The organism is Bradyrhizobium sp. MOS001 (genome assembly GCF_004634465.1).
GTDB classification, from domain to species: Bacteria; Pseudomonadota; Alphaproteobacteria; order Rhizobiales; family Xanthobacteraceae; genus Bradyrhizobium; species Bradyrhizobium barranii.
Genome location: NZ_SPVJ01000028.1, coordinates 63,051 through 87,961, shown reverse-complemented (window position 1 = coordinate 87,961; position 24,911 = coordinate 63,051). Strand labels below are relative to the sequence as shown.

Here is a 24,911-nt window from a genome sequence, read left to right as displayed (position 1 = left end):
CGTTACGGATTCTTCATGCACATAGCCGTGTTGATGATCGCTTTGATGACGGCGGTTGATCCGGCATGGGCCGAAGCGGCAAAACCGGTCAAGCTGGTCGTTCTCGGCGATTCCCTGAGCGCCGGCCTCGGCCTCCCGGCCCAGGACGCATTCCCCACAAGACTTCAAAAAGCCTTGCAGGCCAAAGGCATAGCGGTCGAGATGACCAATGCCGGCGTGTCCGGCGACACCTCGTCCGGCGGCCGTGAGCGGCTCGACTGGTCGGTCCCGGACGGAACCGACGGCGTGATCGTCGAGCTCGGCGCCAACGACGCGCTGCGCGGCATCGACCCCGATTTGACGCGTACCGCGTTGACCGACATTGTCCAGCGATTGAAGGCACGCAAGATCGCGGTGATGCTGTGCGGCATGCTGGCGCCGCCGAATTACGGCGCGGAATACGCCGCGCGCTTCAATTCGATTTATCCGGATCTTGCGAAAAAATTCGACGTGCCGCTCTATCCGTTCTTCCTCGACGGCGTCGCGGCCGACGCCAAGCTCAACCAGGCCGACGGCATTCATCCGACCGCGGCCGGCGTCGACATCATCGTTAACAACATCATGCCCAGCGTGGAGGCATTTTTGCGCAACATAAGCGAGCAGCGCCGCTGAAAAGCGGGCAGCGCTAACCGTAATTCCCAGGGTTTTACCGGGGTGAGGCGCGCGATGCTTCGCAGAGTCACACAACTGCGATAGGAATCAGGGTACCGGTGATTCGTCGCCGGCTCTACAATTTGGATATGATCCTTCCCAGGGATCATGCCCAAGCATCGGGAGTGCGAAACGATGCCGCGTTTGTTCACTGGTCTGGAAATTCCGGCCGAGATCGGCCAGACGCTTTCCAATTTACGGGGCGGCCTTCCCGGCGCCCGCTGGGTCGATCCCGAAAATTATCATGTTACCCTGCGCTTCATCGGCGATATCGACGGCATGTCCGCCAACGAGATCGCATCGATGCTGTTTCGCGTTGATCGCAAGCCCTTCGAGGTGAAGGTGCAGGGGCTCACGAGCTTCGGCGGCCGCAAGCCGCGCGCGGTGGTCGCGACCATCGCGCCGAGCAAGCCGCTGATGGAATTGCAGGCCGAGCTCGAACGCATGATGCAGCGGATCGGCCTCGATCCCGAAGGCCGCAAGTTCACCCCGCATGTCACGCTGGCCCGGCTGCACGACGCGTCCGACCGCGACGTCGCCGACTATCTCTCGCTGCGCGGTTACTTCCCGAGCAAGGCGTTCATGGCCGAACGTTTTGTCTTGTTCTCGTCCCGCGCATCGACCGGCGGCGGCCCCTATGTGGTCGAGGACGCCTACGAGCTGTGTGAGTGAGCTAGCTCTCGTGCCCCGGACGCGGCGCAGCGCCATCAGCGCGTTTACGCGCGTCTTCGACACGCTAGGGCGGTGCGCTGCTGAGCCGGGGCCCATCGCTCCACGATGGATGTACGAAATAGTGGGTCCCCGCTCTGCGCAGCGTCACTGCTTCCCGTAGCGCGTCCGGGACGCGGAACGCATACCCCGCCCACCAATTCACGGCTTGCAATTTCCGCGCATCTCTGGCGGTAAAGAGCCATGCTCTCCACCCCCAGTTCCTCATTCCGCGAGGCATACCAGGCCCAGATCGCGTCCGGCGCGATCGAGCCCGATGCTGCGCAGGCCGAAATCGCCGAAGCCTATGCGGCGCTCGACCAGCGGCTCGCGAACTACAAGCCGCAGCGCAAGCAGGGCCTGCTCAGTCGTCTGTTCAGCGGCGACAAGGACGAGGCGCCGCACGGGCTCTACGTCCATGGCGAGGTCGGCCGCGGCAAGACCATGCTGATGGACCTGTTCTTCCAGCACAGCACCGTCGAGCACAAGCGCCGCGCGCATTTCCACGAGTTCATGGCGGAAGCGCATGAGCGCATCTACGATTATCGCCAGGGCATCTCGCGCGGCGAGATCGCCGATGGCGACGTCATCGCGCTGACTGCGAACGCGATCTTCGAGGAGAGCTGGCTGCTCTGCTTCGACGAATTCCACGTCACCGACATCGCGGACGCAATGATCCTCGGCCGCCTGTTCGCAAAGCTGTTCGAGCTCGGCACCGTGGTGGTCGCGACCTCCAACGTCGCGCCCGACGATCTCTACAAGGGCGGCCTGAACCGTTCGCTGTTCCTGCCCTTCATCAAGCAGATCACCGACTACATGGACGTGCTGCGGCTCGACGCGCGCACGGATTTCCGCCTGGAAAAGCTTCAGGGCGTGCCGATGTGGCTGACGCCGGCCGACGGCGACGCGGATGCGGCCCTCGACCGCGCCTGGTCGAAGATGACCGGCGGCGCCAAATGCAAGTCGCGCGATATTTCGTTCAAGGGCCGCATCCTGCACGTGCCGTGCTCGGCCCATGGCGTGGCGCGGTTCGGATTTGCGAATCTCTGCGAAAAACCGCTCGGCGCGTCCGACTACCTCCGCCTCGCGCACGACTATCACACCATCCTGGTCGACCATATTCCAGTGATGGATTTTTCCCAGCGCAACGCCGCCAAGCGTTTCATCACGCTGATCGATACGCTCTATGACAATGCCGTGAAGCTGATGGCCTCGGCCGATGCCAATCCGATCTCGCTCTACCTCGCCCACGAGGGCAACGAGGCCATGGAGTTCAAGCGGACGGCCTCGCGCCTGATCGAGATGAGCTCGGAATCCTATTTGGCGCTGCCTCACGGCCGCAAGGATTCCACCGCCAGCGGCTCCACCAAGGGTCTGGTGGAGACTTAAGTCCTATTTGCCAGCGCTGTCATTCCGGGGCGTCGCAAAGCGACGAGCCCGGAATCCATACTCCCGCTGGTGGTTATGGATTCCCAGATGCGCAATTGCGCATCGTAGCTCGCGACTTTCGTCGCGCCCCGGAATGACAGGGATGCGCTTCAATGTTCGCCAAGCCCGACAATTGGGCATCCACCGACTTGAACGGGGGGAGCGAAAGGGATAACCACCCGTCTCAGTTTTCCCCTCCTTAACGTGTCTAAAGGACAGGTTCACATGGCGCGCGACAAGATTGCTTTGATTGGCTCCGGTCAGATCGGCGGAACGTTGGCTCATCTCATCGGCCTGAAAGAACTGGGCGACGTGGTGATGTTCGACATCGCCGAGGGCGTGCCGCAGGGCAAGGCGCTCGACATCGCCCAGTCCTCGCCGGTCGACGGTTTTGACGCGCACTACACCGGCGCCAATTCGTACGAAGCCCTCGACAACGCAAAAGTCTGCATCGTCACCGCCGGCGTGCCGCGCAAGCCCGGCATGAGCCGCGACGATCTCCTCTCCATCAACCTCAAGGTCATGGAGCAGGTCGGCGCCGGCATCAAGAAATACGCCCCCGACGCCTTCGTCATCTGCATCACCAACCCGCTCGACGCGATGGTCTGGGCGCTGCAGAAGGCTTCGGGCCTGCCGCACAAGAAGGTCGTCGGCATGGCCGGCGTGCTGGATTCCTCGCGCTTCCGCTACTTCCTGGCCGACGAGTTCAACGTCTCGGTCGAGGACGTCACCGCCTTCGTGCTCGGCGGTCACGGCGACACCATGGTGCCGCTGGTGAAGTACTCCACCGTCGCCGGCATTCCGCTGCCCGACCTCGTCAAGATGGGCTGGACCTCGCAGGCGCGCCTCGACGAGATCGTCGACCGCACCCGCAACGGCGGCGCCGAGATCGTCAATCTGCTCAAGACCGGCTCGGCCTTCTACGCGCCTGCTGCTTCCGCGATCGCGATGGCCGAGAGCTATCTGCGGGACAAGAAGCGCGTGCTGGCCAGCGCCGCCTACCTCAACGGCGAATACGGCGTGAAGGACATGTATGTCGGTGTGCCCGTCGTGATCGGCGCCAAGGGTGTCGAGCGCGTCGTCGAGATCGAGCTCACCGGCAAGGACCGCGAGGCGTTCGACAAGTCGGTCGGCGCCGTACAGGGCCTGGTCGATGCCTGCAAGAAGATCGCACCCGATCTTCTCGGCCGCTAAGCGAGAGCAATCCCCGCCGAAGATCGAAAAACCGGTCTTCGGCGGTTTCATTTCCGGGCCCCGCGTCGGGCGGGTTCCGGGTCCGCAGTCCAGAGATCTCGATGTCAAAGAATCCGGGTTGCAGTTCCTGTGGTATATGGTATGCCAGCCACAAGACTGAGGTGGGCCCTAGAGGTCACCGCCCGCGGGTTCAGGGAGCGACCATATGAATATCCATGAATATCAGGCCAAAGCGCTGCTGAACGAGTTCGGCGTCGCGATCTCAAAGGGCGTCCCCGTCCTGAAGCCCGCGGACGCGGAAGCCGCCGCCAAGGCCCTCCCGGGCCCGGTCTGGGTGGTGAAGAGCCAGATCCACGCTGGCGGCCGCGGCAAGGGCAAGTTCAAGGAAGCCTCGGCCGGCGACAAGGGCGGCGTCCGTATCGCCAAGTCGGCCGCGGAGGTCACCGAATTTGCCAAGCAGATGCTGGGCGCGACCCTCGTGACGATCCAGACCGGCCCCGCTGGCAAGCAGGTCAACCGCCTCTACATCGAGGACGGCTCGGACATCGACAAGGAGTTCTACCTCTCGCTCCTGGTCGACCGCGAAACCTCGCGCGTCTCCTTCGTCGTCTCGACCGAAGGCGGCGTCAACATCGAGGACGTCGCGCACAACACCCCTGAGAAGATCGTTACCTTCTCCGTCGATCCCGCGACCGGCATCATGGGCCATCACGGGCGCACCGTCGCCAACGCGCTGAAGCTCTCCGGCGATCTCGCCAAGCAGGCCGAGAAGCTCACCGCGCAGCTCTACACCGCCTTCGTCGCCAAGGACATGTCGATGCTGGAGATCAACCCGCTGGTCGTGACCAAGCAGGGCCAGCTCCGCGTGCTCGACGCCAAGGTGTCGTTCGACGACAACGCGCTGTTCCGTCATCCCGAGGTGCTCGCGCTGCGCGACGAGACCGAGGAAGACGCCAAGGAAATCGAGGCGTCCAAGTACGACCTCAACTACGTCACCCTCGACGGCAACATCGGCTGCATGGTCAACGGCGCCGGCCTCGCGATGGCGACGATGGACATCATCAAGCTCTACGGCATGGCGCCGGCGAACTTCCTCGACGTCGGCGGCAGCGCCAGCAAGGAAAAGGTCGCGGCCGCGTTCAAGATCATCACGGCCGATCCCAACGTGAAGGGCATCCTGGTCAACATCTTCGGTGGCATCATGAAGTGCGACGTGATCGCCGAGGGCGTCACGGCCGCCGTGCGCGAGGTCGGCCTCAGCGTGCCGCTGGTGGTCCGCCTCGAAGGCACCAATGTCGAGCTCGGCAAGAAGATCATCCGTGAATCCGGCCTGAACGTGGTGCCGGCCGACAATCTCGACGACGCCGCGCAGAAGATCGTGAAGGCCGTCAAGGGAGGCTGAGGCCATGACCCAGGACCATCTCGCTGCATCATCTCCGCTTGCAGAGCACACGCGCCTCGCCGCGTTCGCCGGCGAATGGAATGGCGAAGAGGTGGTCTTTCCGTCGCGCTGGGTCGCCGGCGGGCCGGCGACCTCGCACGTCGTCGCGCGCATGGATCTAAACGGGTTCTACCTGATCCAGGACTGTGTCCAGATGCGCGACGGCAAGCAGGCTTTCGCCACCCACGGCCTCTTCACCTACGACCGCGACGACCGGACCTACAAATTGTTCTGGTACGACTCGCTCGGCTACACGCCGCCCTCGCCCGCCTCCGGCGGCTGGGTCGGCAAGACCCTGACGCTGGTGCGCGGCTCGCTCCGCGGCAATGCGCGCCACGTCTACGAAATCATCGACGACAATTCCTACTCGTTGAAGATCCAGTTCTCGCCGGACGCGGAAGGCTGGGCCGACGTGCTCACCGGCATCTACCGCCGCATCCACTGACCTCTCACTCGTTAGTTCGCGAAAGCAGACCTCATGTCCATCCTGATCGACAAGAACACCAAGGTCATCTGCCAGGGCTTCACCGGCAAGAACGGCACCTTCCACTCGGAGGCCGCGCTTGCCTACGGCACCAAGATGGTCGGCGGCACCTCGCCGGGCAAAGGCGGCGCCACCCATCTGGGCCTGCCGGTGTTCGACACGGTGCGCGAGGCGCGTGAGAAGACCGGTGCCGATGCGTCGGTGATCTACGTGCCGCCGCCGGGCGCGGCCGATGCGATCTGCGAAGCCATCGACGCGGAGATCCCGCTGATCGTCTGCATCACCGAGGGCATTCCTGTTATCGACATGGTGCGCGTGAAGCGCTCGCTGGCCGGTTCCAAGTCGCGCCTGATCGGGCCGAACTGCCCGGGCGTCATGACCGCCGGCGAGTGCAAGATCGGCATCATGCCCGCCAACATCTTCAAGACCGGCAGCGTCGGCATCGTCTCCCGCTCCGGCACGCTGACCTATGAAGCCGTGTTCCAGACCTCGCAGGAAGGCCTCGGCCAGACCACCGCGGTCGGCATCGGCGGCGACCCGGTCAAGGGCACCGAGTTCATCGACGTGCTGGAAATGCTGCTCGCCGACCCCAAGACCGAATCGATCATCATGATCGGCGAGATCGGCGGTTCCGCCGAGGAGGACGCCGCCCAGTTCCTCAAGGACGAGGCCAAGCGCGGCCGCAAGAAGCCGATGGTCGGTTTCATTGCCGGTGTCACAGCGCCTCCCGGCCGCCGCATGGGCCATGCCGGTGCGATCATCTCCGGCGGCAAGGGCGACGCCGGTTCCAAGACCGACGCGATGAAATCGGCTGGGATTACAGTGTCTCCGTCTCCCGCCCGCCTCGGCCACACGCTTGCCGAAAAATTGAAAGGCTAATTCACTTCTTCGTACTTTTCCGGGCGAAGTTTCGTAGCAAATAGGATAAATGGTGCCTGTCGCGCTGGGCCTCTGCCGGGGAGCTCAGCGCCAGCGCCGTTTGTTATGCGCGAACCGAAATCGCCAGGAACTCAAGCATGTCTCGCCAGGACGCGAACGCAGCCTTTGCCCTCTCTTCCTTTTTGCAGGGCACCAACGCCACCTACATCGACGAAATCTACGCCCGCTACGAGAAGGACCCGTCCTCGGTCGACGCCGAGTGGCAGGAGTTCTTCAAGAGCCTCAACGACCAGCCCGGCGATATCAGCAAGAACGCCGAAGGCCCGTCCTGGGAGCGCGCCAACTGGCCGCTGACCCCGCAGGACGACCTCACCTCCGCCCTCGACGGCAACTGGGCCCAGGTCGAGAAGGCGGTCGGTGCCAAGATCGCCGCCAAGGCCCAGGCAGGCAACAAGGGCGCTGATTTCTCGTCCGCCGACCTGCTCCAGGCCACGCGCGACTCCGTCCGCGCGCTGATGCTGATCCGCTCCTACCGCATGCGCGGCCACTTCCACGCCAAGCTCGATCCGCTCGGCATCGAAGCCCCGCGCAACCGCGAAGAGCTCGACCCGCGGACCTACGGCTTCAGCGAAGCCGATTTCGACCGCAAGATCTTCCTCGATCACGTGCTCGGTCTCGAATACGCCACGCTGCGCGAGATCACCGCGATCTGCGAGCGCACCTACTGCCAGACGCTCGGCGTCGAATTCATGCACATCAGCAACGCCGCGCAAAAGGCGTGGATCCAGGAGCGCATCGAGGGACCGGACAAGGAAATCTCGTTCACCCGCGAAGGCCGGCGCGCCATCCTGACGAAGCTGGTCGAAGCCGAAGGCTTCGAGAAGTTCTGCGACACCAAGTTCACCGGCACCAAGCGCTTCGGCCTCGACGGCGGTGAATCGCTGATTCCCGCGCTCGAGCAGATCATCAAGCGCGGCGGCAATCTCGGCGTGAAGGAAGTCGTGCTCGGCATGCCGCATCGCGGCCGCCTCAACGTGCTGACCCAGGTGATGGGCAAGGCGCACCGCGCCCTGTTCCATGAATTCAAGGGCGGCTCGGCCAACCCCGATGCGGTCGAAGGCTCCGGCGACGTCAAATATCACCTCGGCGCCTCCTCGGACCGCGAGTTCGACGGCAACCGCATCCATCTGTCGCTGACGGCCAACCCCTCGCATCTCGAGATCGTCGATCCCGTGGTGCTCGGCAAGGTCCGCGCCAAGCAGGACCAGCACGGCGATCCGCCGGACCAGCGCATCTCGGTGATGCCGCTCTTGATGCATGGCGACGCGGCGTTCGCCGGCCAGGGCGTGGTCGCGGAATGCTTCGGCCTGTCTGACCTGAAGGGCTACCGCACCGGCGGCTCCGTGCACTTCATCGTCAACAACCAGATCGGCTTCACCACCTATCCGCGCTACTCGCGCTCCTCGCCCTATCCGTCTGACGTGGCGAAGATGATCGACGCGCCGATCTTCCATGTGAACGGTGACGATCCGGAAGCAGTGGTTTTCGCGGCCAAGGTCGCGACCGAGTTCCGGCAGAAATTCCACAAGCCCGTCGTCATCGACATGTTCTGCTACCGCAGGCATGGCCATAACGAGGGCGACGAGCCGGCGTTCACCCAGCCGGTGATGTACAAGAGGATCGCGGCCCATCCGTCGACGCTCGAGCTCTACGCCCGCCGCCTGATCAGCGAAGGCGTGATGACCGAGGGCGAGGTCGACAAGGCCAAGGCCGACTGGCGCGCACGGCTCGATGCCGAGTTCGAGGCCGGCACCTCCTACAAGCCGAACAAGGCCGACTGGCTCGACGGCAAGTGGTCCGGCTTCAAGATCGCCGACCAGGAAGAGGATGCGCGCCGCGGCGTCACCGGCGTCGACACCGCAGAGCTGAAGGAAATCGGCCGCAAGATCACCAAGGTGCCGGATGGCTTCCGCGTCCACCGCACCATCCAGCGCTTCCTCGACAATCGCGCCAAGGCAATCGACACCGGCGCCGGCATCGATTGGGCGACCGGCGAGGCTCTGGCGTTCTGCACGCTGCTCAACGAGAACCACCATGTTCGCCTGTCGGGCCAGGATTCCGAGCGTGGCACCTTCTCGCAGCGCCATTCGGTCCTGATCGACCAGGAAGACGAGAGCCGCTACACGCCGTTCAACCATCTCGGCCACGAGCAGGGCCATTACGAGGTCATCAACTCGCTGCTGTCGGAAGAAGCCGTGCTCGGCTTCGAATACGGCTACTCGCTCGCCGAGCCGAACACGCTGACCCTCTGGGAAGCCCAGTTCGGCGACTTCGCCAACGGTGCGCAGGTCGTGTTCGACCAGTTCATCTCCTCGGGCGAGCGCAAATGGCTGCGCATGTCCGGCCTCGTCTGCCTCTTGCCGCACGGCTATGAGGGCCAGGGGCCGGAGCACTCCTCGGCGCGTCTGGAGCGTTATCTGCAGATGTGCGCCGAAGACAACATGCAGGTGGTCTACCCGACCACGCCGGCGAACTACTTCCACGTGCTGCGCCGCCAGCTTCATCGCGAGATCCGCAAGCCGCTGATCCTGATGACGCCGAAGTCGCTGCTGCGCCACAAGCGGGCGGTGTCGCGCCTCGAGGAGCTCGCGAAGGGAACGACCTTCCACCGCATCCTCTATGATGACGCCCAGATGCTGCCGAACGAGGCGATCAAGCTCGTGCCCGACGAGAAGGTCCGCCGCATCGTGCTCTGCTCCGGCAAGGTCTATTACGACCTCTACGAGGAGCGCGAGAAGCGCGGCATCGACGACATCTACCTGATGCGCGTCGAGCAGCTTTATCCGGTGCCGCTGAAGGCGCTGGTGGCCGAACTGTCGCGCTTCAAGAAGGCTGAAGTGGTGTGGTGCCAGGAAGAGCCCCGCAACATGGGCGCCTGGCACTTCATCGAGCCCTATCTGGAATGGGTGCTGAACCAGGTGCACGGTGTGAGCCGGCGTCCGCGTTACGTCGGCCGCGCCGCTTCCGCCGCGACCGCCACTGGTCTGATGTCCAAGCATCAGGCGCAGTTGAAGGCGTTCCTGGACGAAGCACTGAGCTGATCTTTTTGAACTGCGTCATGCCCCGCCTCGTGCGCAATCGCGCACTGGAGCGGGGCACCAGTACGCCGCGGCGTCCGTGCAGAATACGAACGTCCGGCTTGCTGGATGGCTTGCCTTTCGCGGGCCGATGACGACCGAATTTTTGACCGCACCGGCGATCCCTTAAGGAAAAGACCATGACTGAAATTCGTGTGCCGACGCTCGGCGAATCCGTCACCGAGGCTACCATCGGCCGCTGGTTCAAGAAGGCCGGCGATCCCGTCGCCGTCGACGAGCCCTTGGTGGAGCTCGAGACCGACAAGGTCACCATCGAGGTCCCGGCGCCCTCCGCCGGCACGCTGAGCGAGATCGTCGCTGCCGATGGCGCGACCGTTGCGGTCGGTGCGCTGCTCGGCCAGATCACCGACGGTGCCGGCGCTGCCAGGCCCGCCGCTGCTCCCGCGAAGCCCGCCGCCGCCGCTCCGGCCGCCGTGGCTGCTGCTCCTGCGCCGGCTCCGGCCGCGAAGGCGCCGCCGGCCGATGCGCCGCTCGCCCCGTCCGTCCGCAAGCTCTCCGCCGAGACCGGCATCGATGCCTCGACCGTTCCGGGCTCCGGCAAGGACGGCCGCGTCACCAAGGGCGACATGCTTGCAGCGATCGAGCGCGCGGCCTCGGCGCCGACCCCGGTCAACCAGCCCGCGGCCGCCGTCCAGGTCCGTGCGCCGTCACCGGCCGATGACGCCGCCCGCGAAGAGCGCGTCAAGATGACCCGCCTGCGCCAGACCATCGCGCGCCGCCTCAAGGACGTGCAGAACACCGCGGCCATGCTCACGACCTTCAACGAGGTCGACATGACCAACGTCATGGCGCTGCGCGCCCACTACAAGGATGCGTTCGAGAAGAAGCACGGCTCGAAGCTCGGCTTCATGGGCTTCTTCACCAAGGCCGTCGTGCAGGCGCTGAAGGACATCCCGGCCGTCAACGCCGAGATCGACGGCACCGATCTGATCTACAAGAACTATTACCACATCGGCGTCGCCGTCGGCACCGACAAGGGTCTGGTCGTGCCCGTCGTGCGCGACTGCGACAACAAGTCGATCGCCGACATCGAGAAGGGTATCGCCGATTTCGGTCGCCGCGCCCGTGACGGCCAGCTCAAGATCGACGAGATGCAGGGCGGCACCTTCACCATCACCAATGGCGGCATCTACGGCTCGCTGATGTCGACCCCGATCCTGAACGCGCCGCAGTCCGGCATCCTCGGCATGCACAAGATCCAGGAGCGGCCGATGGTCGTCGCCGGCAAGATCGAGGTCCGCCCGATGATGTACCTGGCGCTGTCCTACGATCACCGCGTCATCGACGGCAAGGAAGCCGTCACCTTCCTGGTCCGCGTCAAGGAGAGCCTGGAAGATCCGGCGCGCCTGGTGCTCGATCTCTGATCCCTGAAGCTCTGCGAGCGCCGTCGCCTTAATCGTGCGACGGCGCGGGTCGAACCATGGAGGCGCGCGTGACGGATAAGGTCGTTGTCATCACCGGCGGCAGCCGCGGCATCGGGCGGGCGACCGCGATTGCGGCGGCCGCGCGCGGCTTCCGTGTCGTCGTCGGCTACGCCAGCAACAAAACGGCTGCTGACGAGGTCGTCGCCCAGATCGCGGCCAGCAACGGCAAGGCCATCGCGGTGAAATGCGATGTCGCCGAGGAAAGCGACATCATCGAGCTGTTCAAGGCTGCCGACAAGTTCGGCACGCTCGGTGCACTCGTCAACAATGGCGGCATCGTCGGCCAGAGCGGCGTGCGCGTCGACGAGATGTCGGCGGAGCGCATCCGGCGCGTGATGGCGGTCAACGTCACCGGCTCGATCCTCTGCGCGCGCGAAGCGGTGAAGCGGATGTCGACCAAGCACGGCGGCCAGGGCGGCGTCATCGTCAATCTGTCATCGGTCGCTGCCAGACTTGGTGCGCCGAATACCTATGTCGACTATGCCGCGTCCAAGGGCGCGATCGATTCCTTCACCGTCGGTCTCGGCTATGAGGTCGCAGGCGAAGGCATTCGTGTCGCAGGCATCCGCCCCGGCCTGATCGACACCGAAATCCACGCCGCCGGCGGCGAGCCCGACCGCGCCCATCGTCTGGCCCATATGGTGCCGATGAAGCGCGTCGGTACTGCCGACGAAATCGCCAACGCCATCGTCTGGCTGATGTCGGACGAAGCCTCCTACGTCACCTCGGCCATTCTCGATGTGTCCGGCGGACGCTGACACGCCGCGCGGACGCTGACACATCCTCATCACGCTAAACTCACGGGACTTTCTCTCATGGCTACCTACGATCTCATCGTCATCGGCACCGGACCGGGCGGTTATGTCTGCGCGGTGCGCGCAGCCCAGCTCGGCATGAAAGTCGCCGTGGTCGAAAAGGACGCCACGCTCGGCGGCACCTGCCTGAACGTCGGCTGCATGCCGTCGAAGGCGCTGCTGCACGCGTCCGAAATGTTCGAGGAAGCCGCGCACTCCTTCGCCAAGATGGGCGTTTCCGTTTCCGCGCCGAAGCTCGAGCTTCCGGCGATGATGAACTTCAAGCAGCAGGGCATCGACGGCAACGTCAAGGGCGTCGAATTCCTGATGAAGAAGAACAAGATCGACGTGCTCAAGGGCACCGGCAAGATCTTAGGGACAGGCAAGGTCGAAGTGTCCGCCGACGGCAAGTCGCAAGTGGTCGAGACCAAGAACATCGTGATCGCGACCGGCTCCGACATCGCGCGTCTCAAGGGCATCGAGATCGACGAGAAGCGCATCGTGTCGTCGACCGGCGCGCTGTCGCTGGACAAGGTCCCCGGCAAGCTCCTGATCGTTGGCGCCGGCGTGATCGGCCTCGAGCTCGGCTCGGTGTGGAAGCGGCTCGGCGCTGAAGTCGTCGTCGTCGAATTCCTCGATCGCATCCTGCCCGGCATGGACGGCGAAATCGCCAAGCAATTCCAGCGCATCCTGGAAAAGCAGGGTTTTGGATTCAAGCTCGGCGCCAAGGTCACCGCCGTCGACACCTCCGGCAAGTCGCTGAAGGCGACCATCGAGCCCGCGGCCGGCGGCGCTGCCGAGACGCTGGAAGCCGACGTCGTTCTCGTCTGCATCGGTCGCGTGCCGTACACCGATGGGCTCGGCCTGAAGGAAGCCGGTGTGGCGCTGGACAATCGCGGCCGCGTGCAGATCGATCCGCATTTCGCCACCAGCGTGAAGGGCGTCTATGCCATCGGCGACGTCGTCGCGGGCCCGATGCTCGCACACAAGGCCGAGGATGAAGGCGTAGCCGTTGCGGAGATCATCGCAGGCCAGGCCGGCCACGTGAACTACGACGTTATCCCAGGCGTCGTGTATACCACGCCGGAAGTATCCTCCGTCGGCAAGACCGAGGAGGAGCTGAAGCAGGCGGGTCAGGCGTATACCGTCGGGAAGTTTCCTTTTACCGCCAACGGCCGCTCCAAGGTCAACCAGACCACCGACGGCTTCGTGAAGATTCTCGCAGATGCGAAGACCGATCGCGTGCTCGGCGTGCACATTATCGGCCGTGAAGCCGGCGAAATGATCCATGAGGCCTGCGTTCTCATGGAGTTTGGCGGCAGCGCGGAAGATCTTGCGCGCACCTGCCACGCGCATCCGACCCGCTCGGAGGCCATCAAGGAAGCCGCGCTTGCGGTGGGCAAGCGGGCCATCCATATGTAGGCGACGCGCCTAGCGTCGAATCGGGCGGGAAACACATGCTGCGCCGCCTACTTCAACCGGTCTGGGTCCTGCTGGCGATCATCTTCCTGATCGAAGCCTGGCTGTGGGACCATCTCGAGCCGATCGTCGCGCGGGTTGTCGCAGCCGTCCCGCTCGCACGCTTCAAGCAATGGCTGACGGAGCGCGTCGATGCGCTGCCGCCGGCGATGACGCTGATCGTGTTCGCGGTGCCGATCATCCCGCTGTTTCCGCTCAAGCTGATGGGCCTGTATCTGCTCACGCATGAATACTGGCTGAGCGGCGTATCCACGTTTCTGTTCGCAAAGCTGCTCGGCGTCGGCGTCACCGCCTTCGTGTTCGACGTGACGCGCGACAAGCTGATGGAGATGCGCTGGTTCGAGCGGCTCTACGATCTCGTGATGAAGCTGCGCGCCAAGGCCGCCGAGCTGGTCGACCCGATCAAGCAGCGCATCCGCGAGCTGATCGCCGGCAACGGCGAAGGCTGGTCTTCCCGTACGCTCCGCCTGATCCAGCGCTTTCGCAAGAGCGTGCACCAGGCGCGCTAGCTGCTCGTTATAGACTCACTGTCATTGCCACACACTCGATGTCATCGCCCGGCTTGACCGGGCGATCCAGTATTCCAGAGACGTCAATCGAATACGGAGAAGCCGCGGCGTACTGGATGCCCCGGTCAAGCCGGGGCGTGACACCGTCGATGTTGTTGGCCTTATGCGCCCCGCATCAGCGCCCTCAATGCAAATGCACCAGATGCGGCCACCACAGGCCGAGCGCGGTCATGAGGAGGCCGGCCAGGGTCAGGACGCCGGCGACATAGGCGAGCGCGATCATGCCGGTGATGATGGTGGCCGAGGCCAGCACGATACCGATCTGGAAGGCGGCGGAGGCCAGCTCGAAGTGATGATATTTCGCGGTCGCCTCGTCGCGCTCGTGCTCGGCGTGCTTGGCCTTCTCGGCGAGCTGCTCGGTGCCTTCGCCGGTCTCGGGCTCGGAGCGGTAGCGCTGCGCGGTCTTGGTCCAGTCGTCGACCTGCTTCTGCACCGTCGCCTTCAGGGCGTCGTCGGTGGTGGCGCCCAGCGTGAGCTTGCCCTGCTCGGACGCGGTCAGCACCACGGTGCGGCGGATGGTCTTGGCCTGGAAGAACGCCCAGAGATTGGCGGACTCGACGTTCTTGCTGATCGATTCAGTCTGGGCGCCCTTGCCGAGCGTCTCGGAGATCGCCAGGAACAGCGCCAGCACGGCGATCAGAAGAGCGATCTTCTTGTTCGATCCGGAGGCGTGCTCGGCGTGTTCGGCATGCTCCATGCTTTCGTGTGCGCTCATGATTCCCTCCAGTCGCGGTTCCCCACGATTGACCGAACCGCGGGCGGCGCGCAAGAGGCACGCGCGCTATGACAGCTTCATGTCAGGTTCATCGCCGCGGATGCGTGCTCGCATAGACTTCGAGCAGCCGCTCCGAATCGATGCCGGTGTAGATCTGCGTGGTCGAGAGCGAGGAGTGACCCAGCAGCTCCTGGATTGCGCGCAAATCCCCGCCACGCGAGAGCAGATGCGTGGCGAAGGAATGGCGGAGCGCGTGAGGCGTCGCGCTGTCGGGCAGGCCGAGCGCGCCGCGCAGCCGCTCCATCGCGAGCTGGATGATGCGCGGGCTCAAGGGCCCGCCGCGCGCGCCGAGGAAGATCGGGCCTTCCGCCGGCAGCGGATAGGGGCACATCGCAACGTATTCCTGCACGAGCGCGAGCACGTTCTGGAGCACCGGCACCATGCGGGTCTTGTTGCCTTTGCCTGTCACGATCAGCACGTCGCCTTCGCCGGGACGCGGCACCTCGCGGCGCTTCAACCCCAACGCTTCGGAGATGCGCAGACCCGAGCCATACAGCAGCGCCATCACCGCGGCGTCGCGGGCCAGAATCCAGGTCTCGCGATCCTCGCCGGCGCGCTCGTCGGCGTCGGCAAGACGCTTTGCGGACGCCATCGGCAGCGGCTTCGGCAAAGTCTTGGCCACCTTGGGCGCGCGGATCGCCGAGAGTGCGCCGACCTTGCCCTTGCCTTCGCGCTCGAGGAAGCGGCCGAACGAGCGCAGGCCCGCCAGCGCGCGCATCAGCGAGCGGCCGGCAATGTCGTCGGCGCGGCGCATCGCCATGAAGGCGCGGATGTCGGTGGCTTCCAGCGCGGCAAAGCGCGCCAGCGTCACGCGCTCGCCCCAATGGGCGCAAAGGAAATCCAGGCATTGCCGCAGGTCGCGGCCATAGGCCTCCAACGTCTTCGGCGCCAGCCGCCGCTCGGCGCCGAGATGCGACAGCCAGCGCGCCATCTCCTGCGCGATCGAGGGATCGGCGCTGGCGAGCTCGATTGGGGGGGCGGCCGCTTTGCTCATGCGCTCTGGACGTAATGATTCCACTCAGTATATCGCATCACACCCGTTTACTGTTCGCTAAGGCCGCCCCTGGGCGCTAGCCTCAAGGCCCCAAGGTTCCGATTCTCCCTCCAAAGATCTTTGATGGATCATTCGTCGCGCAGCACGACCACCCCCGCCAACGCGACCCGCATGGTCGACGTGCTGGTGCCGGTCGCGCTCGACCAGACCTATTCCTACAAGGTGCCGCGCGGGATGGAGCTGAAGGCGGGCGATCTCGTCGGCGTGCCGCTCGGCCCGCGCGAGGTGCTGGCCGTGGTCTGGGCGGAGAACGCCAATCCCGACCCGCGCCTGCACAACCGGCTCAAGGAGGTCAGCGAAAAGCTCGATCTTCCTCCGCTGAAGCCTGAGCTGCGCTCGGTCGTCGACTGGGTCGCCAATTACACGCTGAGCCCGCGCGGCATGGTGCTGCGGATGTGCCTGCGCATGGGCGAGAATCTCGGCCCGGAGCGGGTGCGCGCCGGTGTGCGCCTGGTCGGCGATCCGCCGCGACGGCTGACGCCGGCGCGGCAGCGCGTGATCGAGCTGCTGTCGGATCGCCTGCTGCACGGCAAGTCCGAGGCCGCCAAGGAAGCAGGGGTCTCGGCCGGCGTGATCGACGGCCTCGTCGACGAAGGCACGCTCACGGTCGAGCCGATGCCGCCGCCTCCGCCGCCGCCGGCACCCGATCCGGATTTTGGCCAGCCGGATTTTTCACCGCTCCAGCGCGCCGGGGTGGATGCAATGCGCGCGCTCGCCGCCAACGGCACCTTTCACGTTGCGCTGCTCGACGGCGTCACCGGCTCGGGCAAAACCGAGGTCTATTTCGAGGCGATTGCGGAGACCATCCGCCGCGGCAAGCAGACTCTGATCCTGATGCCGGAGATCGCGCTGACCGGCCAGTTCCTCGACCGCTTCGCGCAGCGCTTTGGCGTGCGTCCGATCGAATGGCACTCCGAGCTGACGCCGCGCACCCGCGCGCGCAATTGGGCGGCGATCTCCGAAGGCAGTGCGCCGGTCGTGGTCGGCGCGCGCTCGGCGCTGTTTCTGCCTTACGCCAATCTCGGCCTCATCGTGGTCGATGAAGAGCACGACCAGGCCTACAAGCAGGACGAGGGCGTGCATTATCACGCCCGCGACATGGCGGTGGTCCGCGCGCATATCGCAAAGATCCCGATCGTGCTGGCCTCCGCCACGCCGTCGGTCGAATCCGAGGTCAATGCGCGCAAGAGCCGCTATCAGCGCATCGCGCTGCCCTCGCGCTTCGGCGGCCAGCACATGCCGCATATCGAGGCCATCGACATGCGCCGCGAGCCGCCGGCGCGCGGCCGCTTCATCTCGCCGCGGCTCGCTTCCGAGATCAGAAAAGCGATTGAAAAGCGCGAGCAGGCGCTGCTGTTCCTCAATCGCCGCGGCTATGCGCCGCTGACCCTGTGCCGTGCCTGCGGCCATCGCTTCGCCTGCACCATCTGCGATGCCTGGCTGGTCGATCACCGCTTCCGCCAGCGGCTGGTCTGTCACCATTGCGGCTTCTCGATGCCGCGCCCGCAGATCTGCCCGCATTGCGCGGCCGAGGAATCGCTGGTCGCGGTCGGGCCGGGCGTCGAGCGCTTGCAGGAGGAGGCGGCCGCGCTGTTCCCCGAGGCGCGCACCATGGTGCTGTCGAGCGATCTCATCACCTCGATCGAGACGATGCGCTCCGAGCTTACCGAGATCGCGGAGGGTCGGGTCGACATCATCATCGGCACGCAGCTCGTCGCCAAGGGCCACAACTTTCCGCGGCTCAATCTCGTCGGCGTGGTCGATGCGGATCTGGGTCTGTCCAACGGCGATCCGCGCGCGTCGGAACGCACCTGGCAGTTGCTCAACCAGGTGATCGGCCGTGCCGGGCGCGAGCAGGGCCGCGGCGTCGGCTATCTCCAGACCCACCAGCCCGATCATCCCGTGATGAAGGCGCTGATCGCCTGCGACCGCGAGGCCTTCTACGACAGCGAGATCGATCTGCGCGAGCGCACGCTCTATCCGCCGTTCGGCCGGCTCGCGAGCCTGATCATTTCGGCAGGCGACCGTCCGAGCGCCGAAGGTTTGGGCCGCCGCCTCGTTGCGCTCGCACCGCGCGACGAGCGCGTCGTGGTGCTGGGACCGGCGGAGGCCCCGCTCGCCGTGATCAAGGGCCGCTACCGTTTCCGCATCCTGGTGAAATCGGCGCGCGGTTTCGATCTGTCGGACTATTTGCGCAACTGGCTGGCCGTCTGCCCGAAGCCGAAGGGCAATCAAAAGCTCGAAGTCGACGTCGACCCGCAGAGCTTTTTGTAGTTCCCCCGTCATTCCGGGGCACGCGAAGCGTGAACCCGGAATCCATTCATCCACCAACTCTACGGCCTGATGGATTCCGGGCTCGATGCTACGCATCGCCCCGGAATGACGGGGCAAACAAAAAGCCCGCCGTCCCCCAAGACGGCGGGCTTGTTTCGCCCGAACTGGTCTCGCCGCTCACACGTCCGCGGACGATGGCGAGATTTGCGCTTTGTCGGTGAGGCGCTGGTGGCGCCTTAGGAGACGACTTCCGCGGTGACGCGGCCGACGCCGGCGCCGGTGAGGCCGATGGCGCGGGCAGCGCCCGTGGAGAGGTCGAGGACACGGCCGCGAATGAACGGGCCACGGTCATTGATGGTGACGATGACGCTCGAGCCGCCATGGGTGACGCGCAGCTTGGTGCCGAACGGCAGCGAACGGTGAGCCGCGGTCATGGCATTCTGGTTGAAGCGCTGGCCCGACGCAGTCCGGCTGCCGGACTCGTTGCCATAATAGGAGGCCATGCCGGAGAAGCTGCGGCCCGTGCCCGACGACGGCGTCATCGACGCGTTGGCGTTGCGCCAATCGGAGGTCGTGTTGGCATCGCTCTGGGCGTGGTGGCGGTGATGATGGTGAGAGTACCGGTGGTGATGCCGGGATTTGGCAGAAGCTTCGGTGGCGGTTCCACCGACGAGGAGAGTGGCGGCAACGAAAGCGATCGCCGTGCGCGGCCGGGGCACGGAGCCCAGCGTCTTCAAAGACAGCATTTAGTGGTCCCTAATCTAGTATTGCCACATATGTGGCAAGTGGAGCCCCCGTAAGTCTGTGAGCGGGATCGCGTTTCGATTCCTAATGAGGCGTGAATTGGGCAGTAAATCCATTCTGTGTCGTCATGAAATATTCTGTGATTGGCATCAATGTTGCAGCCAATGTTCTGGAATCTTTCGCTTTAACAATTCTTTAACTATTTTATTACTCACTAATACTGTAAAACGAGGTCATTATACTTCATGTTTAGAATTAGGAAAGTATTCAGGGGAGGCCGCTCGTCACGTCCGACTCACGCCTCAGCGATCCGTGTTCATGGCCGCTATGCGCTGATGGCAGGAACGAATGGGCGCGATGCCGCCGAGGGGGGCGCGTCATTCCGCGACGTGGCAGGCCGCTATCGCGGCGCCGTCGGCTGCGACGAACTGGCGACAGAAGGTCGTGCCTTTAATTTGGCGTCATGTTGCACGTGCGCGCCTGCTATGTTAGCAAAGCCGCGATTTTAACGGACCCGGCACCTCCCGTGTCGGCCGAAAATCGAAGTCCCGCTTGAATTCCAAGGGCTTGGATCGCTTGGCGCCGCTTTGTGGCGACGGTTTTTCCCTTGCGAGTTTGACAGCAAAAAGAGCGCGTCTGTGGCTGCAGAAGATACGTCCGTTTCCGGTGTGTCGGGCCGTTATGCAACGGCCTTGTTTGAACTGGCCCGCGACCAGAATGTGGTCGACGAGGTCAAAGCCGATCTCGACAAATTCGAGGGTTTGCTAAGCGAAAGCGCCGATCTGACGCGCCTCGTCCGCAGCCCGGTGTTTGCGGCCGATACCCAGTCCAGGGCCCTCTCGGCCGTGCTGGACAAGGCGGGTATCGCCGGCATCTCCGCCAATTTCCTGAAAGTCCTGACCGCCAACCGCCGCCTGTTCGCGGTGGCTGACGTCATTCGCGCCTATCGCGCCCTCGTCGCCAGGTTCAAGGGCGAGACGACGGCCGACGTTACCGTGGCGGAGGCGCTTTCGGACAAGAATCTCGACGCCCTCAAGGTTGCCCTGAAGTCGGTGACCGGCAAGGACGTCGCGCTCAACGTGAAGGTCGATCCCTCGATCATCGGTGGCCTCGTGGTCAAGCTTGGCAGCCGCATGATCGATAGTTCGCTTCGCACCAAACTCAATTCGATCAAGCACGCGATGAAAGAGGCAGGCTGATGGACATCCGCGCCGCGGAAATTTCCGCGATCCTCAAGGACCAGATCAAGAATTTCGGCCAGGAAGCTGAAGTCTCCGAAGTCGGACAGGTGCTGTCCGTCGGCGACGGTATTGCCCGCGTCTATGGTCTGGACAACGTCCAGGCCGGCGAAATGGTCGAGTTCGAGAACGGCACCCGCGGCATGGCGCTGAACCTCGAAACCGACAACGTCGGTATCGTTATTTTCGGCGCCGACCGCGAGATCAAGGAAGGCCAGACCGTCAAGCGCACCCGCGCCATCGTGGACGCGCCGGTCGGCAAGGGCCTGCTCGGCCGCGTCGTCGACGCGCTCGGCAACCCGATCGACGGCAAGGGCCCGATCCAGGCCGACAAGCGCATGCGCGTCGACGTCAAGGCGCCCGGCATCATTCCGCGCAAGTCGGTGAGCGAGCCGATGGCGACCGGCCTCAAGGCGATCGACGCCCTGATCCCGATCGGCCGTGGCCAGCGCGAGCTGATCATCGGCGACCGTCAGACCGGCAAGACCGCGATCGCGCTCGACACCATCCTGAACCAGAAGCCGCTCAACGCGCAGCCGGACGAGAACATCAAGCTGTATTGCGTCTATGTCGCGATCGGCCAGAAGCGTTCGACCGTCGCCCAGTTCGTGAAGGTGCTGGAAGAGCAGGGCGCGCTCGAATACTCGATCATCGTCGCCGCCACCGCTTCGGATCCGGCGCCGATGCAGTACATCGCGCCGTTCACCGGCTGCACCATGGGCGAGTACTTCCGCGACAACGGCATGCACGCCGTCATCATCTATGACGATCTGTCCAAGCAGGCCGTCGCCTACCGCCAGATGTCGCTGCTGCTGCGCCGCCCGCCGGGCCGCGAAGCCTATCCGGGCGACGTGTTCTATCTGCACTCCCGCCTGCTCGAGCGCGCGGCGAAGCTGAACAAGGACCAGGGCTCGGGCTCGCTGACGGCGCTGCCGGTCATCGAAACCCAGGCCAACGACGTGTCGGCCTACATTCCGACCAACGTCATCTCGATCACCGACGGCCAGATCTTCCTGGAAACCGACCTGTTCTTCCAGGGCATCCGTCCCGCGGTGAACGTCGGTCTGTCGGTGTCGCGCGTCGGTTCGTCCGCGCAGACCAAGGCCACCAAGAAGGTCGCCGGCAAGATCAAGGGCGAGCTCGCGCAGTACCGCGAAATGGCGGCGTTCGCGCAGTTTGGCTCCGATCTCGACGCCTCGACCCAGCGCCTGCTCAACCGCGGTTCGCGCCTGACCGAGCTGCTCAAGCAGCCGCAGTTCGCGCCGCTGAAGATGGAAGAGCAGGTCTGTGTGATCTGGGCCGGCACCAACGGCTATCTCGATCCGCTCCCGCTCAACAAGGTGCGCGCGTTCGAGGACGGTCTGCTGTCGCTGCTGCGCGGCAAGAACGCCGAGATCCTCAACGCGATCCGCGACAGCCGCGATCTCTCCGACGACACCGCCGCCAAGCTGAAGTCGGTGGTCGAAGGCTTCGCGAAGAGCTTCGCGTAAACGCCGTCATGGCCGGGCTTGTCCCGGCCATCCACGTCTAACGGCGTGTGAGGCACCGCGTGGATGCCCGGGGCGAGCCCGGGCATGACGACTGGATAGGTTTGCGATCAGGCCAAAGGGTCGGATCGTCGGGGACGAAGAATGGCGTCACTTAAAGACATGCGCGTCCGCATCGCCTCCACCAAGGCGACGCAGAAGATCACCAAGGCGATGCAGATGGTCGCGGCGTCGAGGTTGCGCCGTGCCCAGCAAGCGGCCGAGGCGGCGCGGCCCTATGCCGACAAGATGAGCGCGGTGATCTCCAACATCGCCAGCGCCGCTGCGGGTTCGCCCGGCGCGCCGGCGCTGCTGGCCGGCACCGGCAGGGACCAGGTCCACCTGCTGCTGGTCTGCACCGGCGAGCGCGGTCTGTCCGGCGCCTTCAACTCCTCGATCGTGCGCCTCGCCCGCGAGCGCGCCCAGGCGCTGATCGCGCAGGGCAAGGAAGTGAAATTCTTCTGTGTCGGCCGCAAGGGCTATGAGCAGCTCCGCCGCCTGTTCGACAAGCAGATCGTCGAGCACCTCGACCTGCGTAGCGTTCGTCAGCTCGGCTTCGTCAACGCCGAGGACATCGCCAAGAAGGTGCTGGCCCGTTTCGACAACGGTGAGTTCGACGTCTGCACGCTGTTCTACGCGCAGTTCAAGTCGGTGATCGCCCAGATCCCGACCGCGCAGCAGATCATCCCGCTGGTCGTCGAGGAAAAGGCGGCGAACGCGCCGACGACGTCCTACGATTACGAGCCGGAGGAGGACGAACTGCTGTCCGGCCTGTTGCCGCGCAACATCGCGGTGCAGATCTTCCGCGCGCTGCTGGAAAACAACGCTTCGTTCTATGGCGCGCAGATGAGTTCGATGGACAACGCCACCCGCAATGCCGGCGAAATGATCCGCAAGCAAACCCAGATCTACAACCGAACCCGTCAAGCCCAGATCACCAAGGAGCTGATCGAGATCATCTCCGGCGCCGAGGCGGTCTGACGCACGAACCAAACGACGGTCGTTCAAGTCCAGAATTTCGAAGGAGAGCTATTCATGGCTACAGCAGCTAACCAGGTCGGTCGCGTCACCCAGGTCATGGGCGCCGTCGTCGACGTGCAGTTCGAGGGCCACCTGCCCGCCATTCTCAATTCGCTGGAAACCCGGAACGGCAACATCCGCCTCGTGCTGGAAGTTGCGCAGCATCTCGGTGAGTCCACCGTCCGCACGATCGCGATGGACGTGACCGAAGGTCTGGTGCGCGGCCAGGAAGTGACCGACACCGGCCAGCCGATCGCGGTTCCGGTGGGTGACGGCACGCTCGGCCGCATCATGAACGTCATCGGCGAGCCGATCGACGAAGCCGGCCCGATCAAGTCCGAAGGTCTCCGCGCCATCCACCAGGAAGCGCCGAGCTACACCGACCAGTCGACCGAAGCTGAAATTCTCGTCACCGGCATCAAGGTCGTCGATCTTCTTGCTCCGTATGCGAAGGGCGGCAAGATCGGCCTGTTCGGCGGCGCCGGCGTCGGCAAGACCGTGCTGATTCAGGAGCTGATCAACAACGTCGCGAAGGCGCACGGTGGTTACTCCGTGTTCGCCGGCGTCGGCGAGCGTACCCGCGAAGGCAACGACCTCTATCACGAGTTCATCGAGTCCAAGGTCAACGCCGATCCGCACAATCCGGATCCGAGCGTGAAATCCAAGTGCGCGCTGGTGTTCGGCCAGATGAACGAGCCGCCGGGCGCCCGCGCCCGCGTCGGCCTCACCGGTCTCACCGTCGCCGAGCACTTCCGCGACCAGGGCCAGGACGTGCTGTTCTTCGTCGACAACATCTTCCGCTTCACCCAGGCCGGCTCGGAAGTGTCGGCGCTGCTCGGCCGTATTCCTTCGGCGGTGGGTTATCAGCCGACGCTCGCCACCGACATGGGCGCGCTGCAGGAGCGCATCACCACCACGCAGAAGGGCTCGATCACCTCGGTGCAGGCCATCTACGTTCCGGCCGACGACTTGACCGACCCGGCGCCCGCGACCTCGTTCGCGCATCTGGACGCGACCACGGTGTTGAACCGCGCGATCTCGGAAAAGGGCATCTACCCCGCGGTGGACCCGCTCGACTCGACCTCGCGCATGCTCTCGCCGCTCGTCGTCGGCCAAGAGCACTACGACACCGCGCGTCAGGTCCAGCAGGTGCTGCAGCGCTACAAGTCGCTCCAGGACATCATCGCCATTCTCGGCATGGACGAGCTTTCGGAAGAGGACAAGCTGACGGTGGCCCGCGCCCGCAAGATCGAGCGCTTCCTGTCGCAGCCGTTCCACGTCGCCGAAATCTTCACCGGCTCGCCCGGCAAGTTCGTCGACCTCGCGGACACCATCAAGGGCTTCCGCGGCCTCTGCGAAGGCAAGTATGACCACCTGCCGGAAGCAGCCTTCTACATGGTCGGCACCATCGAAGAGGCAGTCGAGAAGGGCAAGAAGCTGGCGGCGGAAGCCGCCTAAGCTGGCGAATAGCGAATGGCGAGTAGAATCTATTCGCCATTCGCTGCTCGCCACTCGCGCGTTCGCTACTCACCATTCGCAGGTTTCCAATGGCCACCATCCACTTCGATCTCGTCTCGCCGGAAAAGCTCGCATTCTCGGGTCAGGTCGATCAGGTCGATATCCCCGGCGTCGAGGGTGACTTCGGCGTGCTGGCGGGACATGCGCCGGTCGTGGCTGCGATCCGGCCCGGCATCCTCACCGTGACCACGGGCGGCAGGCACGTGAAGATCATCGTGCTCGGCGGTATCGCCGAAGTCTCCGAGAAGGGCCTCACCGTGCTCGCCGACGTCGCGACGTCGCTCGACGAACTCGACCGTGCCCAGTTCGCCGCGACCATCTCCGAGATGGAAGACGGCCTGAAGGAGCACGAAGGCGGCGAGCTCGATCAGGCCATCGAGCGGCTCGACCACTTCAAGAGCATCCAGCAGCAGCTCAACAGCACGGCTATGCACTAAGCCCCGGTGCACTGCTCCGGGGCTCAAGCTACAAATTCCTGAACAGGTTCAGCGCTCGTCACGGAAGTGGCGGGCGC

General features: G+C 64.5%; 21 protein-coding genes. 18 read left to right on the top strand and 3 right to left on the bottom strand.

Annotated features, from left to right (window positions below):
• The first annotated feature begins 15 nt into the window (after positions 1-15).
• The 12 genes from CT676_RS28090 (at position 16) to CT676_RS28035 (ending at position 14,188) form a co-directional block, all read left to right on the top strand.
• A complete protein-coding gene (locus CT676_RS28090) occupies positions 16-651 on the top strand; it encodes an arylesterase (protein ID WP_167768188.1) in 636 nt (211 codons plus the stop codon).
• Between the two features lie 174 nt (positions 652-825).
• Positions 826-1,362, top strand: coding sequence for an RNA 2',3'-cyclic phosphodiesterase (gene thpR / locus CT676_RS28085; protein WP_028150485.1), 537 nt, complete (start codon positions 826-828; stop codon positions 1,360-1,362).
• Between the two features lie 240 nt (positions 1,363-1,602).
• Positions 1,603-2,787 (top strand): cell division protein ZapE, encoded by a 1,185-nt coding sequence (gene zapE, locus CT676_RS28080; protein WP_135215828.1) that lies wholly within the window; start codon positions 1,603-1,605, stop codon positions 2,785-2,787.
• Between the two features lie 264 nt (positions 2,788-3,051).
• Positions 3,052-4,020, top strand: coding sequence for a malate dehydrogenase (mdh, locus tag CT676_RS28075; RefSeq protein ID WP_063980412.1), 969 nt, complete (start codon positions 3,052-3,054; stop codon positions 4,018-4,020).
• Positions 4,021-4,225: 205 nt separating this feature from the next.
• Positions 4,226-5,422, top strand: coding sequence for an ADP-forming succinate--CoA ligase subunit beta (gene sucC / locus CT676_RS28070; RefSeq protein ID WP_135215827.1), 1,197 nt, complete (start codon positions 4,226-4,228; stop codon positions 5,420-5,422).
• A gap of 4 nt (positions 5,423-5,426) precedes the next feature.
• Positions 5,427-5,906 carry a DUF1579 family protein gene (locus CT676_RS28065; protein ID WP_028150481.1) on the top strand — a complete coding sequence of 160 codons (480 nt, stop codon included), beginning with the start codon at positions 5,427-5,429 and terminating at the stop codon, positions 5,904-5,906.
• Between the two features lie 33 nt (positions 5,907-5,939).
• Positions 5,940-6,824, top strand: coding sequence for a succinate--CoA ligase subunit alpha (sucD, locus tag CT676_RS28060; protein ID WP_025575976.1), 885 nt, complete (start codon positions 5,940-5,942; stop codon positions 6,822-6,824).
• A gap of 137 nt (positions 6,825-6,961) precedes the next feature.
• A complete protein-coding gene (locus CT676_RS28055) occupies positions 6,962-9,925 on the top strand; it encodes a 2-oxoglutarate dehydrogenase E1 component (RefSeq protein ID WP_071908645.1) in 2,964 nt (987 codons plus the stop codon).
• 176 nt (positions 9,926-10,101) lie between these two features.
• The gene (gene odhB, locus CT676_RS28050) at positions 10,102-11,346 is read left to right on the top strand and encodes a 2-oxoglutarate dehydrogenase complex dihydrolipoyllysine-residue succinyltransferase (protein WP_135215826.1); all 1,245 of its coding nucleotides are present in this window, start codon (positions 10,102-10,104) and stop codon (positions 11,344-11,346) included.
• Between the two features lie 56 nt (positions 11,347-11,402).
• Positions 11,403-12,164, top strand: coding sequence for an SDR family oxidoreductase (locus tag CT676_RS28045; protein ID WP_094183824.1), 762 nt, complete (start codon positions 11,403-11,405; stop codon positions 12,162-12,164).
• Positions 12,165-12,221: 57 nt separating this feature from the next.
• Entirely contained in the window at positions 12,222-13,622 is a 1,401-nt protein-coding gene (gene lpdA / locus CT676_RS28040; RefSeq protein WP_135215825.1) for a dihydrolipoyl dehydrogenase, read from the top strand.
• 35 nt (positions 13,623-13,657) lie between these two features.
• Complete coding sequence (locus tag CT676_RS28035) at positions 13,658-14,188, top strand: hypothetical protein (protein ID WP_135215824.1); 531 nt, start codon at positions 13,658-13,660, stop codon at positions 14,186-14,188.
• Between the two features lie 184 nt (positions 14,189-14,372).
• Here CT676_RS28035 and CT676_RS28030 read toward each other — a convergent pair whose 3' ends face one another.
• Together CT676_RS28030 and CT676_RS28025 are read right to left on the bottom strand one after the other, a co-directional pair.
• Positions 14,373-14,963, bottom strand: a complete 591-nt coding sequence (locus CT676_RS28030) for a DUF4337 domain-containing protein (protein WP_071908641.1) — start codon at positions 14,961-14,963, stop codon at positions 14,373-14,375.
• 88 nt (positions 14,964-15,051) lie between these two features.
• A complete protein-coding gene (locus CT676_RS28025) occupies positions 15,052-16,017 on the bottom strand; it encodes a tyrosine recombinase XerC (RefSeq protein WP_135215823.1) in 966 nt (321 codons plus the stop codon).
• A gap of 123 nt (positions 16,018-16,140) precedes the next feature.
• Here CT676_RS28025 and CT676_RS28020 point away from each other — a divergent pair, with 123 nt between their 5' ends.
• Complete coding sequence (locus CT676_RS28020; protein WP_135215822.1) at positions 16,141-18,351, top strand: primosomal protein N'; 2,211 nt, start codon at positions 16,141-16,143, stop codon at positions 18,349-18,351.
• Between the two features lie 236 nt (positions 18,352-18,587).
• Here CT676_RS28020 and CT676_RS28015 read toward each other — a convergent pair whose 3' ends face one another.
• Positions 18,588-19,097, bottom strand: coding sequence for a septal ring lytic transglycosylase RlpA family protein (locus tag CT676_RS28015; protein WP_028150468.1), 510 nt, complete (start codon positions 19,095-19,097; stop codon positions 18,588-18,590).
• Between the two features lie 636 nt (positions 19,098-19,733).
• On the opposite strand from CT676_RS28015, the gene CT676_RS28010 reads away from it, so the two are divergent.
• From CT676_RS28010 to CT676_RS27990, 5 genes are all read left to right on the top strand, one after another.
• Positions 19,734-20,294: a F0F1 ATP synthase subunit delta gene (locus tag CT676_RS28010; RefSeq protein ID WP_063980421.1), complete on the top strand. Its 561-nt coding sequence runs from the start codon at positions 19,734-19,736 to the stop codon at positions 20,292-20,294.
• Entirely contained in the window at positions 20,294-21,823 is a 1,530-nt protein-coding gene (atpA, locus tag CT676_RS28005) for a F0F1 ATP synthase subunit alpha (RefSeq protein WP_063980422.1), read from the top strand. Before CT676_RS28010 ends, atpA begins: the two co-directional genes overlap by 1 nt.
• Before the next feature lie 141 nt (positions 21,824-21,964).
• Complete coding sequence (locus CT676_RS28000; protein ID WP_063980423.1) at positions 21,965-22,840, top strand: F0F1 ATP synthase subunit gamma; 876 nt, start codon at positions 21,965-21,967, stop codon at positions 22,838-22,840.
• A 54-nt stretch (positions 22,841-22,894) separates the two neighbouring features.
• On the top strand, positions 22,895-24,337 hold the full coding sequence (atpD, locus tag CT676_RS27995; RefSeq protein WP_063980424.1) for a F0F1 ATP synthase subunit beta: 1,443 nt from the start codon (positions 22,895-22,897) through the stop codon (positions 24,335-24,337).
• 89 nt (positions 24,338-24,426) lie between these two features.
• The gene (locus tag CT676_RS27990) at positions 24,427-24,834 is read left to right on the top strand and encodes a F0F1 ATP synthase subunit epsilon (RefSeq protein ID WP_071908637.1); all 408 of its coding nucleotides are present in this window, start codon (positions 24,427-24,429) and stop codon (positions 24,832-24,834) included.
• Positions 24,835-24,911 lie beyond the last annotated feature (77 nt).